Origin of the sequence: Pseudomonas sp. BIC9C, assembly GCF_034541995.1 — a bacterium.
GTDB lineage: Bacteria > Pseudomonadota > Gammaproteobacteria > Pseudomonadales > Pseudomonadaceae > Aquipseudomonas > Aquipseudomonas fluorescens_CC.
Window position 1 is genome coordinate 19608 of the sequence record NZ_JAWDGM010000001.1, and the last position, 13058, is coordinate 32665.

Consider the following 13058-nt stretch of genomic DNA (forward strand, 5'->3'; position numbering starts at 1 on the left):
GCCACCACCATGGTTTTTGCTTCTCTCGAGTTTCTGACGTTGTTCCTGCCGCTGTTCCTGTGTGCCTATGCACTGTGCCCGGCCGCCTGGCGCAACGTCACGCTACTGATCGGCAGCTGGCTGTTCTATGCCTGGTTGAGCCCACGGTTCCTCGCTGTGCATGTGGCGCTGACGATCACGGCATGGGGCGGCGGCTTGCTGATTGACGCCTTGCGGGAAGAAGGCAAGGGCCGCGTGCGGCTGCTCGCGACGCTGATCGTGTGCAACACGGCGGTGCTGTGCTGGTACAAGTACGCCAACATCGTCGCCGGCACGTTGATCGATGCCGCCACCTGGTACGGCGCCATGCCCCTGGACTGGCAGCGGGTCATCATGCCGGCCGGGCTGTCGTTTATCGTCTTGCAGGCGATTTCCTATCTGGTGGATGTGCATCGCCATACCGTGCCGGTTGAACGCAGCTTCATCAACTACGCCACCTATATTTCGATGTTCGGCCATTCGGTCGCCGGCCCCATCATTCGCTATGACTGGGTTCGGCGTGAGCTGAATCAACGTTACTTCAACCTGCAGAATTTCTCCCTGGGCGCACGCCGGTTCATGGTCGGGATGTGCATGAAGGTCCTGGTGGCCGACACCCTGTCGCCCGTGGTCGATGTGGCGTTCAGTTTGCCGAACCCCAGCTTCTTCGACGCCTGGGTTGGCTGCCTTGCCTATTCCTTGCAACTGTTCTTCGACTTCGCCGGCTACAGCGCCATGGCCATTGGGCTGGGATTGATGCTGGGCTTTCACTTTCCCGAGAACTTCGACCGTCCGTATCTGGCCAACAGCATCCAGGACTTCTGGCGCCGCTGGCACCTGTCGCTGTCCAGCTGGTTACGCGACTACCTGTATATTCCGCTGGGCGGCAATCGCAATGGCACCTGGAAAACCTACCGCAACCTGTTCCTGATCATGGCCATCGCCGGTCTCTGGCACGGTGGCGACAGCTGGAACTATCTGCTGTGGGGCTGCGCCCATGGCCTCGCGTTATGCGTTGATCGTGCCTGGAGCCGTTCCACCCTGCCCTCTGTACCGCCGGTGCTGTCCCATGGGCTGACACTGCTGTTCGTGTGCCTGGCCTGGACACTGTTCCGCGCCCCCGACTTTCATGGCGCGCTGAGCCTGTACGCCGGACAGTTCGGCCTGCAGGGCATCGCCCTCGGTGACGAACTGTCCGCGACCCTGCGCCCGGTACACGGCCTTGCGGGGTTGCTGGGTGTGTTCGGTATCGTCGCACCGCTGCTGCGCCCGTACTGTGAGAAACGACCGGGCGGCCTTGTGCTCTTCGCCGCCGCCCTTTGGCCCATCGCCGGTTTCATGCTGTCGTTCGCCCTGATCGCCAGTCGCGAAACCGTACCCTTCCTGTACTTCCAATTCTGATGACAATCCCAAGGCACACCCCGCCCCCCACTCAGCCAGATGATCTGGCGACACGCAGCAGTCGGTTGGCAGGCGTGGCGCTGCTGATATTCCTGTTCGTCGGACTGCTGTCCTCTGGCCGTCTGATCGTTTCAGGGCAGATCTCGCTGCTGGCCGATAAAGTGCTGGCTCCGCCGTTTTTTGACGGCGATATCACGCATCGGATCGCCAAGGAACTGTCGAACGCTCAACTCCCCACGACCTTCGCCGAGCTGGAGCGCGGTGTCAGTTGGCTGCTCCTCAGTGACACCGGGCCGAGGGTTCGCTCGGGTTGCCCTGGCTGGTTGTTCCTGGCCGATGAGCTCAAGGTCAATCATCAAGCGCAGCGTAATGCCGATGCCAAAGCCCAGGCAGTGATTGATCTGCAGCTGCAGCTCTCCCAACGTGGTATCAACCTGCTGGTGGTCATCGTTCCAGACAAGAGCCGCATCGCTGCTGAGCAGCGTTGCGCGCTGCACCGCCCAGCCGCTCTCGAAGGGCGCATCCAGGCCTGGACCTCGAAGCTGGATGTGGCTGGCGTGTCGAATCTGGACCTCACCGCTACGCTGACGCCACTGGGCGCCAGTGCCTGGTTGCGCACCGATACGCACTGGAGCGAATCCGGCGCGAAGGCGGCGGCCGATGCAGTCGCACAGCGCCTGAAGACCCTGGGCATCAGCGCAACGCCACGCCGGTCGTTCAACGAAAGTCATGCCCCGCTCGCGGTGCGACCTGGCGATCTGGTCCATCTGGCGGGCATCGACTGGCTGCCGCTCAAATGGCAACCCGCCCCCGAAATGGTCGCCCAGACCAGCACCCACGAACTGCCCGTTGCGTCAGCCACCAGCCCTGACACAGAGGCAGACCTCTTTGGCGATGCCGACCTCCCCAATACCGTGCTCATCGGCACGTCATTCTCACGCAACTCCAACTTCGCAGGGTTTCTGCAGCAGGCACTGGGCGCCCCCGCAGGTAACTTCGCCAAAGACGGCGGAGCGTTCTCTGGCGCTGCAAACAGCTACCTCAACAACCCGGCCTCCAAGGAAACGCCGCCAAGGCAAATCATCTGGGAAATCCCGGAACGGGACCTGCAGTCGCCTTACGTCGACCCCATTACCTATCGCTCGCTGCGGTAGCCAATTGCATCCGGCCGAACCGACTCCTGGCACTGGGCTTTTCGTATCTGCCCTGTCACACCTTCGTCACACCTGCCAGGCACAATGCAGTCAGCCAAAGGGATTTGGCCCATCTACAAAAAGCCCGGCCAGTGCCGGGCTTTTTCGTACTCCTCCATTAGTCGGGCAACAGGCGTCCCCCGTCCTTAGGTCGTTGACGACCCCGTCCCGCTGACGTTGAATTTTCTTGCAGCTCATGCAGGGAGGTTACCAAATGGCAAAAATAAATATTCTGGCCGGGGATTTCCTTGATGGAAGTGCAGTATTTGAACCTGGCTTCATAACAATACAAACGGCTGTTTATCCATGGCCGGGCCTGAAGATTGCCACCTCCGAAATACTCGACACCACGGTGGTCAGTGAAACTTCGTACCGGGACGTATCGAGTGCTGTCGGTTTGGGGTTGGCTGGTGCATTGGCTCTCGGTCCGATTGGCGCCGTCGCCGGTGTGATGTTGGCAGACGATGAGGTCGAGCTGACCTTTTCGATGCAACTGAGGGATGGAAGGTCGCTTCTCTGCGCCGCGGAGAAACGCACTTACCGAGACATCGAGGCCGCAATAGGCAAGCAGGCGATAACAAAACACTTCAAATAGCATTGAATGCGCAGTCCGCATCATTCTTGAGCCCGGCCCGGCGCCGGGCTTTTTCGTTTCTGGCCCATGCCCCCCATACCGGACGGGTGATTCAATTCAACCCGGTCTGATGTTGCCCGGCGAATTGCCTCTGGAACCAGTCCGAGAGCATGGCCTTCTCGGAGTAGAGTCTGTCACTTCTGTTGGCGCGCCCCGGACGCTGGAGGTAGAGCTGATCCATGACCCTGGCGTCGGCCTGGCTCACGATCTGGCCGTTTTGTTTGAGCACGTAATGCAGATCGATGCTCGGCCAGGTAATGTCACGCATGAAGCGCACCTGATAGGCATTTGGCCTCCAGGGTTCATAACGACCGGCCAGATCGATGTTACGTATTTCAATTTGCAACTGCTGGCCGGCTGGCAGGTACCGCTCGCCAAGCTTCTGGATGTAGCTGCGCAGCTCTTTCATGACATAAGCATCGGCACCACGTTCATAACCCGGACTATCCAGGCTGGCATCGCTGAATTTTTCGGGGTTCTTGAAGTCGACTTCGACCGAAGACGCTGCGCTGGCAAGTGGCACCATAAACAGCGCAACCAGTGCGATCGAGGTGCAACCGGGTATTGAGCGCATGGCTCTCCTCCAGGTGCAGCGCTTTTCAATGCATGCTGCACCGCGTTTAGTTTACGCCTGAGCTGCATGCCTGGGCACTGACATGATCCATGGTCCTTCTCCCTGGTGGCGACCTCGACTGACGGATCAGCACTAAATCGTAGACAAGCGGCCCCTCAGCAGGCTTTTTCATTCCAGCGACATGCTTTTCACGAAACGCTCACAGAATGGAGCGCAGATTAAACGGACAAAAGGATTTGACCCCAAACAAAAAGCCCGCCACTGCGCGGGCTTTTTGCTGCCTGCTAAGCTTTTCCTCACTTAAGGAGGATCAAGCCATGCCAACCAACGACCTCGTCCCTTCCCTGATCTACAAACTCAACGAAAACCAACTCGCCATAGCGGCGGCTGTGGAAGATCTGTCCGTTTGGATTGAACAGCTGCATGGGCCTGCTGAAGACGGAACCAGAATCCGCAACTCACTGACCAAGCTGGATGAAAACCTGGAATTCATCACCCGCGGGGTCGCCGAGTTGTTGAATGATCGATAGCTCTATTGGGGCCTTCCCTCCTCGGTATGCTTCCCCCTATTAACCGGAGGACCCGCCATGTCATCCTATGGCTGAGTCTGGGCCTCTCGCGCAGCCTCACCTGCGCGAAACACTTTCGGCCATGCGTTCCAGAGTGATCAGTTGCCCCCGGATCGTCATTCCCGGATTCAATCAAAAAATCCGGGACGGCAGATTCGTCAATGAAATAATGACCGGGTTCATGCTCGCGGCGGTCGATGACTTGATCGGTGAAATCAATCTTCTGACATAGCCGTTCGCACCTTGCAGTCACTCCAAACCCCACGCATCAGCTCCTTCAACATCAACGCCTCCGCCCAGCGATCCGTGATGTCACGCCCATCAGCCCCCGTGATCGCATAAGGCGGCGGGCCGAGTTCACAGGTGAAGGACAGGCTGGCGGGTGTGTTCGGGCGGGCCAGCCAATCCTCGATCCCGTAGCGCCACCAGCCCAGGAATCGCTCAAGCCAGGGTCGATGCCGGGCGAAGCTCAAGGGCACCTGGACCTGTTCGCCATTGGCGACCCGACCGTGAAAGCCCCAACTGTGGCGCAGGATCGTGTGGATCTGTTCGTCGTCTTCGGCAGTGGCCGACTCAGGAAATTCCCGGCCCACAACGTAGTGAGACAAGTCGGCCAACAGTTTGAGGTCGGGCATTTGCGCGAGGATGTCGAGGGTGAACAACAGGTCGCTAGTGAGGCGATAGCGGTGGGTTTCCAGCAGGATCGGAAAGTCCACCTGCTCGGCCAGACGCTGCCAGCCTTCGATCAGTTCAATGGCTTGCGCCAGCGTTCGCGGCCGGACGTCTGCCTGTAGCGTGAGGTGGTGGCAGCCGTAGCGGGAGACGACATCGAGCGCGGCCGCCAGATCATCGACGGTTCGGGGGAACAGTTGACCTTCGATTTGCAGGCCTTGCGCCTTGGCGGCGGCGCTCAGGCGTGCAGCCTGTGGTGCGACCCAGAAATGGTCGGTGATCCCGTCGAAACCGGCGGCGGCGATTTTCTCCAGTTGCGCTTCAATGGAAAGGTCGCATTGGCCACGGTGATCTTGCATGGCCCACAAGGACTGAAACACCAGAAATTCGCGCATGTCAGTTCCTCAACAATTGTTTGAGCGATACATCGGCATCGGCTAAAGCGACCACCGAGAGGGGGTTATGGTGGGTGATCAGCCGTTCGCACAACTTGATGTCCCTGGCGACGCTATTGCCCTGACCCCAGCCGCAAGCCCCTAGCAGACGTTGTTCGACATCGAGGTAGAACAACAGGAAACCACCACCGGGGGTTGTCCGGCTCGCCGTCGGTTCGGTGGTTGCGATGACGCCCACGGTTTGCAGTCCCCAGTCGTACTGATCGGACCAGAAGCCGGGAATGACGTCGAAGGGCTGCTCGCCCCCCAGCAGGTTCAGAGCGGCGTGACGACCCTGGGTTTCGGCGTTGCGCCAGGTTTCCTGACGCTGGAAAACCCCTTGCGGGTGCAGACGAAACTCACAGACGTCGCCTGCCGCAAAGATGTCCGGCGCACTGGTGCGCAGCTGCGAATCGACGCGAATGCCCTGCCCGACTTCCAACCCGGCGGCCATGGCCAACTCGGTATTGGGTTGCATGCCGATGCCCACCACGATCAGATCGCAGGGCAACGACTGGCCGTCGACCAGTTGCACCGCCTCGGCGCGAGTGGTGCCCTGTACCGTTTCGATGGCCACGTTCAGCCGGACATCCACGCCCTGACGGCGATGCAGTTCCAGCAGGACACTGGACAATCGCTCCGGCAGGACACGGCCTGCCAGGCGCGGCCCGGCTTCGAGCAGGGTCACCGTGCAACCCAGGCCACGGGCGGTCGCGGCGACTTCAAGGCCGATAAAACCACCGCCGATGATCACCAATCGGGCACCTGGCCGCAGCGAATCGCGCAGTGCGAGCGCCTCGTCATGGGTTCGCAGATAAAGCACGTTGGGCAGATGCTCGGGAACCGAGGGCAACAGTCGCGCCCTGCCCCCAGTCGCGAGCAACAGTCGGGCGTAATGCAACCAACTGCCGTCGGCCAACTGCAATCGATACTGCTGCGGATCGAGGTTTTTCACCGGGTTGCCGGCCAGGTGCTCGATGTCCAGTTCGTCGAGTTGAGCGCTATCGCACAAACTGCAACCCGTCAGTTCAACCGTGCCCTGTAACAGCCCTTTGGACAGCGGCGGACGTTCGTAGGGCGGGTGGGATTCGTCGCCGATCAGGATCAGACGACCGCGATAACCTTCAGCACGCAGGGTCAGCGCCGCGCGGCCACCCGCGTGCCCGGCGCCGACGATGACCAGTGGAGCATTGATAGAACTCATGGCGCAGACTCCCTGCAATTAAACCGTGATTGCGAGCAGGACACGCCCCGCCTCGACCCGCACCGGATAAGTCTTGAGATTGACGCACACCGGTGCGCCAAGGGCTTTGCCGGAGCGGTAGTCGAAGCGCCCGTTGTGCTTGGGGCACTCGATGACATGCTCCATCACCAGGCCATCGGCGAGGTGGATGGACTCGTGGGTGCACAGGCCCGCGGTGGCGAAGAACTCGTCGTCTGCAGAGCGGTAGACGGCATAGGTGTGCGGGCCATGGTCGAAACGAATGACATCCTCTTCATTTATTTCGCCCACGGCACAGACATCGATCCATTGGTCGGTCATGGCGTTTTCTCTTGTAGTGGTACAGCAGGAAGGTGTCAGGCCGGCGTTGTTTCAGGTTCTGCCTGGGCGGTGGCGGCCGGCGCTGCGCGTTGTGGTAAAGGGCGACGGACGTAATGAGTCGGGTCTTTGCGCTGCTTCCAGATAGTCGGGAGGACTTCGCGCAATGCCTCGAAAAGACTGGTGTAAGGCGACGGGCAGTCGTGGCGGATCTCTTCGTGAAGCTGCGCCAGCGCATGAAACGGCACCATCGGATACATGTGATGCTCGAGGTGATAGTTCATGTTCAGATACAGAAAGCGCAGCAGCGGGTTCATGTAAATGGTCCGGCAGTTGCTACGGTGATCGAGCACATCCTCGGCCAGGCCGACATGCTGCGTCAGACCGAACAGGTAGGACAGCCAGCCGCCGTACAGGGTCGGCAAACCGATAAACATTAGCGGCAACCAACTCTGCAGATACAGCGCAGCCGCCAGAGTCAGCCCATAAATCACCAGCCAGATGCGCGCCGCCGTAAAGACCTTGGGCCACTCGGATTCGGGGATGAAGGTCTGCTCTTCTTCAGCCATTCGCCCGGTCGCATGCCGGCAGACCGACCACATCGTCTTGATTGCATACGGCATCCTGAACAGACTCAGCACCATCATGATCAGGCTCGGCGGGCGCGGTTCGACGATCTCCGGATCACGCCCGACGATGATGGTGTCGGTGTGATGCCGGGCGTGACTCCAGCGCCAGACATGGGGTTCGAACATGAACATGAAGCTCGACAGCTGGTAGACCGCATCATTCATCCAGCGGGTCTTGAATGCCGTGCCGTGACCGGTTTCGTGCCAACGGGCATTGGACGCCGTACCGTAGAGCAGCCCATAGGCGAAGAAGAACGGAATGCAGGCCCAGGAGCCCCAGAACCAATAACCGCCGAACCCGGTGACGACCATCGCCAGCAGCCAGATCGCGGTATCGCGCAAGGCCGGGCCATCGCGGCGCTGCATCAGTTCCTTCATGCGTTTACGGGGAATGGGTGATTGATACCAATTAGCCGAGACCAGGCCTTTTTGCGCTGCTTTAGCGGCTTCGGGCCCCATCAACCGATAATCCCGAGGCACGGGTTTACCGGGTTTTTCAGATGCTGCGTGTTGTTCAGGCATTTTATTGTTCTCCGCAAGCTCGATGGTTTATGGCACTGGCTTCGATGCGGGATCACATCGTTGGAGAAACGATAGAGAGCACAAAGATTACCCTCAAGCCCTTGAATACATTCCCTATCAAGCTATCATCCAGGCCCATTGAAGCTTGATAGTTTTCTATCAAAGCGCCCGGGACTCGCCATGAACAACGCCAAACGCCCAACCATCGCCACTGTCGCCGAGCGTGCTGGATTGAGTGTCGCCACCGTGGACAGGGTGCTCAATGCCAGGGCTCCCGTGAACCCGGCTACCGCCGAGCAGGTGTTCCAGGCCGCCGAGGCGGTAGGTTATTTCGCGGCCAGGCTGATCGGCCAGCGGATCCGCGAGCGGCGCCCCAGCTATCGTTTCGGCATCCTGTTGCTCGGCACCGCCCAGGCGTTCTATGCCAACGTTGCCACCGCCATCACCGAGGCGGCACAGCGTCAGGCCGGTGCCAACCTCAGTTGCCAGTTCGAGTACGTATTCGATCGCTCGCCCAGCGCCATCATTGCCCAGATCGAACAACTGGCGGTGCAGTGCGATGGCCTGGCGGTGGTCAGCTTCGCTCACCCGTTGATCAATGCCGCCATCGCTCAGATCAGGGCCGCGGGCGTGCCAGTGATCGCACTGCTGTCCGATATCCACGAGGCGGCAAATGAGCCTTACGTCGGTCAGGATAATCATCAAGTCGGACGCACCATGGGATGGCTGTTGGCTCATACCTGCGGTGCCAACAAAGGCAGCGTCGGGGTGCTGCTGGGCGGCCACCGGTTTCTCGGCCATCAGGCGCGGGTTGAGGGGTTGCGCAGTTACCTGACGGAACACGCACCGGGGTTGAAGCTTCTCGAAGCGGTGATCAACCTGGATAACTGTGACGTCACCGAAGAGGCCACTCTGGAACTGCTGGCGCGGCATGCCGACTTGCGAGGTTTGTGCGTGGTCGGCGGTGGCGGCGACGGCATCATCAGTGCCCTGTCGCAGCTACCAAAGCAGCCGTCGCTGTGCAGCATTCTTCAGGAATCGACCGAACTGTCGCGCCAAGCCCTGGCTCAGGGATTGATCAGCCTGGTCATCGACTCCCAGCCACGGTTGCTGGCGGCAGCGCTGGTCGACTTGCTGATCGAACTGCAAACCACACCGGACTTCGATCCTGTCCGGCATCGCATTCACATTCCGTTGCAGATCATCACCTCGGAGAACACTCGAGGCTGACGGTGAAACACTGAACCTGTGGCGAGGGAGCTTGCTCCCGCTGGGGCGCGCAGCGGCCCCAACAAGGCTATCGCAGTCTTTCAGTAAGAACTCAATGGACCGGTTTTGGGGCTGCCCCGCAGCCCAGCGGGAGCAAGCTCCCTCGCCACAGGGGAGCTGCCTGTCAGAGGTCTGGGGTGGCACGAAAAGCATCGGCACTCAAGCCAAACCGATTCATCTTGTTGTACAGCCCGCCACGGGAAACGTTCAGTTGTCTGGCGGCCAGGCGGATGTTGCCACGGGTATTCTTGAGGGCCGTGATAATCGCGTTCATTTCATGAGTGCCGAGGTCCAGGGTGGCCCGGGGGTTCAGGCACGTTTCCCGGCGCCGAAGGCCGCAGTCCTTGCTTGATTCCGAGCGGTAGATCTACGGGTTGGATCAACTCGCTCACTGCCAGATTGGTCGCGCGTTCAATGGTGTTTTCCAGCTCTCGAACATTGCCTGGCCAGTGGTAGGCGCAAAAAATATCCAGCGCCTGCGGTGAGATGCCCTGCACCGACTTGCATAGCGAGCGTGCGCAACGACCGAGAAAATGTTGCGCCAGCAAGGGCACATCCTCGCGGCGCATCCTCAGGGGCGGAACCGTCAAATTCAGAACGTTGAGCCGATAGTATGGGGGAGAACAGATCACCTGCCACTGGCTCATCGCTGACATCGATGAACGCGGTCACGCAAAAGCTGAAGTCAGAATACTCAACGCAGAGGGAATCACAGTGCTGGAGGCGACTACGACCGGAGTGCTACCCGGAACTGAAGAGCGTGAATGTCTCAAGCAGATGATTGCTGAGGGAGATCCCGCCAACGGTGCTGCCGGATCCCCCAATTGATAGCCTGGAATCGATGGCAAGCAGTTGATCGGTTTATTTCAATAAGTGATGGGGGTATGGGGAAGCGAGAGCCAGAACAGGCCCTCGCTATTTGCAGTCAAACTCAGCGCTTGAGTTTGCGCTTGTTACGGTATTGGTCGATGACCACCGCGACCACGATGATCAGGCCCTTGATGATGTCCTGGATGTAGGCATCGACCCCGACGAAAGTGAACCCGCTGGCCATCACCCCAAGGATCAGTGCACCGATGACGGTGCCGGTGATGCGCCCTACTCCACCAGCCAGGCTGGTACCGCCGATAACCGCTGCGGCAATCGCATCCAGTTCATAGGACATGCCCATCCCGGCCTGCCCGGTGGCGGCACGGGCCGAAGCCACCACGCCCGCCAGTCCCGCCAGCAACCCGGCGATGCTGTAGACGATTACCAGATGGCGTTTGACGTTGATACCGGACGTACGCGCCGCCTGCATGTTGCCGCCGATGGCGTAGGTGTATTTACCGTACTTGGTGTAGCGCAGCGCGATGTGGAAGATCACCGCTACCACCAGAAAAATGATCACCGGCATCGCGCCGTGGCCGATGGCCGTGTAGGAATCCGATAGCATGCTCACTGGCTGGCCTTCGGTGTAGTAACGCGCCAGGCCACGGGCCGAGACCATCATGCCCAAGGTGGCAATGAACGGTGGAATCCCGGTAATGGCAATGATACTGCCGTTGATTGCCCCCGCCAGCAGCCCGACACCGAGCCCGACAATCACTGGAATCCACACCGGCAAGTCGGTCAGCGACGGGAATACCGCCCGTGCGAAATCAGAGGTCTGCGCCAGGCTGGCAGCAATCATCGCCGATAAGGCCAGCACTGAGCCAGATGAGAGGTCAATGCCAGTGGTGATGATCACCTGGGTCACGCCAATCGCCAGCAGGCCGATGATCGACACTTGCAGGATCATCAAGACCAGCCGTTGGGAGTTCATCAGGAAGCTCTGGTCGCGCACGATCCAGCCGAATACCTCGAACACCAGGCCGATGCCGATCAGCACCAGGAAGATGCTCAGTTCAGTCGGAAAGCGTCGGCGACTCTTGACCGGTACCGTTGCTGGCTTGTTTTCCAGTATCGCATTCATAACTACTCACCCTTTTATCGCGTCGTCGACGCTGGCCGAGCCAGCGCCGGCATCCATTAGTGAACCGCGGACATGCCCGAGGCCAGTTGCATCACTCGCTCCTGAGTCGCTTCGCTGCGGTCGAGGGTGCCCATCAGGTCGCCCTCGTGCATGACCATGACCCGATCGCTCATGCCGAGCACTTCCGGCAGCTCCGAGGAAATCATGATCACCGCCATGCCTTCGCTGGCGAGGTAGGAGATAAGCCGGTAGATCTCGGCCTTGGCACCGACATCGATGCCGCGGGTCGGCTCGTCGAGAATCAGGATTCGTGGATTGGTCATCAGCCAGCGCGCCAGCAAGGCTTTCTGCTGATTACCGCCGGACAGCGTGTCGATGCATTGCTCCAGCGACGGGGTTTTCACCCGCAGCTTCTTGCACATGTCTTCACACAGGGCGCGCAAAGCTTTTTGCTGGATGAAACCGTGGCCGGCGTAGTGCGGCAGCACCGCCATCTCCATGTTCTCCAGCACTGACAGGCACGGGAACAGGCCGCTGAGCTTGCGATCCTCGGTCAACAGGGCGAAACCCTTTTCGATGGCCATGTGCGGATCGGTCATGCGCACCACTTCACCGTCGAGGCGAATCTCGCCACCGTCGCTCGGGGTTATGCCAAAGATCGCCTCGGCGACGTTGGTCCGCCCCGAGCCCATCAACCCGGCAATGCCGAGGATCTCGCCGGCATGCAGATCGAAGGACACGTCCTTGAAAATGCCATCGAGCTTGAGGTCGCGCACCGACAGCAGCAGATCGCCGATCGGCGTCTCGCGCACCGGGAATAACTGGCTCAGTTCACGCCCGACCATCATCGAAATCAGGCTGTCGCCGTCCATGCTGTCGGCTCGTTGCAGGCCGATGTAGGCGCCGTCGCGGAACACTGCCACTTCATCGGCGATGCTGAACACCTCATTCATTTTGTGGGTGATGTAGATGATGCCTTTGCCCTGGGTCTTGAGGTCGGCAATGATCGAAAACAGGTGGGCGACTTCCTTGTCGGTGATGGCCGAGGTCGGTTCGTCCATGATCAGGATGTCGGAATCGTAAGACACCGCCTTGGCGATCTCGACCATCTGCCGTTCGGCGATGCTCAGATTGCCAACCTGTTCCTCCGGATCAAGATTGATGCGCAGACGCTCCAGCAGCTTCGCCGTGCAACGGTGCATTTCCTGGTGGTCGATCATGTGGAAAGTGTTGAGCTGCTCACGGCCAATCCAGATGTTCTCGGCGATGCTCATGTGCGGCATCAGGTTGAGTTCCTGGTGGATCATCGCAATCCCGGCCTGCAGCGCCGCCAGGGGCGACTCGAACACCACCGGCTTGCCCCGCAGGCGCAGTTCGCCGGCGTCCGGCTGGTAGATGCCGGCAATGATTTTCATCAAGGTGGACTTGCCCGCGCCGTTTTCGCCCATCAGGGCCAGCACGGAACCTGGGCGTACCCGAAGCTGTACGTCGGACAAGGCCACCACACCTGGGAAACCCTTGCTGACGTTGACGATCTCCAACAGGTACGGCTCATCGACGGGTATTGCGGTTGGCTGGACACCCATCAACGGGGTGCTCGAAGCAGTCGCTGAAGCGAACATGATCAGGTACTCCATCAGCAAGGTCGC

12 protein-coding genes and 2 pseudogenes are annotated in these 13058 nt (G+C 59.9%); 6 read left to right on the forward strand and 8 right to left on the reverse strand.

From position 1 onward, the window contains the following. Positions 1–9 precede the first annotated feature (9 nt). The 3 genes from RS887_RS00070 to RS887_RS00080 all read left to right on the forward strand — a co-directional run bounded on the left by RS887_RS00070 (position 10) and on the right by RS887_RS00080 (position 3207). On the forward strand, positions 10–1419 hold the full coding sequence (locus RS887_RS00070) for an MBOAT family O-acyltransferase (RefSeq protein ID WP_322613932.1): 1410 nt from the start codon (positions 10–12) through the stop codon (positions 1417–1419). Next, positions 1419–2573, forward strand: a complete 1155-nt coding sequence (locus RS887_RS00075) for an alginate O-acetyltransferase AlgX-related protein (RefSeq protein ID WP_322613933.1) — start codon at positions 1419–1421, stop codon at positions 2571–2573. The genes RS887_RS00070 and RS887_RS00075 overlap by 1 nt, the downstream gene beginning before the upstream one ends. Before the next feature lie 253 nt (positions 2574–2826). Next, positions 2827–3207, forward strand: coding sequence for a hypothetical protein (locus RS887_RS00080; RefSeq protein ID WP_322613934.1), 381 nt, complete (start codon positions 2827–2829; stop codon positions 3205–3207). Positions 3208–3298: 91 nt separating this feature from the next. On the opposite strand, the gene RS887_RS00085 is transcribed toward RS887_RS00080, so the two are convergent. After that, positions 3299–3820, reverse strand: a complete 522-nt coding sequence (locus RS887_RS00085; protein WP_322613935.1) for a DUF3016 domain-containing protein — start codon at positions 3818–3820, stop codon at positions 3299–3301. Between the two features lie 317 nt (positions 3821–4137). Between RS887_RS00085 and RS887_RS00090 the strand changes: the two genes are divergently transcribed. Next, complete coding sequence (locus RS887_RS00090) at positions 4138–4350, forward strand: hypothetical protein (RefSeq protein ID WP_057396413.1); 213 nt, start codon at positions 4138–4140, stop codon at positions 4348–4350. Positions 4351–4604: 254 nt separating this feature from the next. Here RS887_RS00090 and RS887_RS00095 read toward each other — a convergent pair whose 3' ends face one another. From RS887_RS00095 to RS887_RS00110, 4 genes are read right to left on the reverse strand one after another with little or no spacing between them, the layout of a single operon-like run. Continuing rightward, positions 4605–5456 carry a sugar phosphate isomerase/epimerase gene (locus RS887_RS00095; protein WP_322613936.1) on the reverse strand — a complete coding sequence of 284 codons (852 nt, stop codon included), beginning with the start codon at positions 5454–5456 and terminating at the stop codon, positions 4605–4607. Position 5457: 1 nt separating this feature from the next. Further along, positions 5458–6699 (reverse strand): NAD(P)/FAD-dependent oxidoreductase, encoded by a 1242-nt coding sequence (locus RS887_RS00100; RefSeq protein ID WP_322613937.1) that lies wholly within the window; start codon positions 6697–6699, stop codon positions 5458–5460. A gap of 18 nt (positions 6700–6717) precedes the next feature. Continuing rightward, positions 6718–7038: a MocE family 2Fe-2S type ferredoxin gene (locus tag RS887_RS00105; protein ID WP_007994296.1), complete on the reverse strand. Its 321-nt coding sequence runs from the start codon at positions 7036–7038 to the stop codon at positions 6718–6720. 35 nt (positions 7039–7073) lie between these two features. Then, a complete protein-coding gene (locus tag RS887_RS00110; protein ID WP_322613938.1) occupies positions 7074–8186 on the reverse strand; it encodes a fatty acid desaturase family protein in 1113 nt (370 codons plus the stop codon). A 180-nt stretch (positions 8187–8366) separates the two neighbouring features. Here RS887_RS00110 and RS887_RS00115 point away from each other — a divergent pair, with 180 nt between their 5' ends. After that, positions 8367–9416, forward strand: coding sequence for a LacI family DNA-binding transcriptional regulator (locus RS887_RS00115; protein ID WP_322613939.1), 1050 nt, complete (start codon positions 8367–8369; stop codon positions 9414–9416). Positions 9417–9579: 163 nt separating this feature from the next. Here the strand turns inward: RS887_RS00115 and RS887_RS00120 are convergent. After that, positions 9580–10069: pseudogene (locus tag RS887_RS00120) on the reverse strand (helix-turn-helix domain-containing protein); the annotation flags it as partial. On the opposite strand from RS887_RS00120, the pseudogene RS887_RS00125 reads away from it, so the two are divergent. After that, positions 10068–10283 (forward strand): annotated as a pseudogene (locus RS887_RS00125) (acyl dehydratase); the annotation flags it as partial. The pseudogenes RS887_RS00120 and RS887_RS00125 sit on opposite strands and share 2 nt — an antisense overlap. Before the next feature lie 103 nt (positions 10284–10386). On the opposite strand, the gene RS887_RS00130 reads toward RS887_RS00125, so the two are convergent. Together RS887_RS00130 and RS887_RS00135 are read right to left on the reverse strand one after the other, a co-directional pair. After that, positions 10387–11409 carry an ABC transporter permease gene (locus RS887_RS00130; RefSeq protein ID WP_008063531.1) on the reverse strand — a complete coding sequence of 341 codons (1023 nt, stop codon included), beginning with the start codon at positions 11407–11409 and terminating at the stop codon, positions 10387–10389. A 56-nt stretch (positions 11410–11465) separates the two neighbouring features. Continuing rightward, positions 11466–13031: a sugar ABC transporter ATP-binding protein gene (locus RS887_RS00135; protein ID WP_322613940.1), complete on the reverse strand. Its 1566-nt coding sequence runs from the start codon at positions 13029–13031 to the stop codon at positions 11466–11468. Positions 13032–13058: the final 27 nt, after the last annotated feature.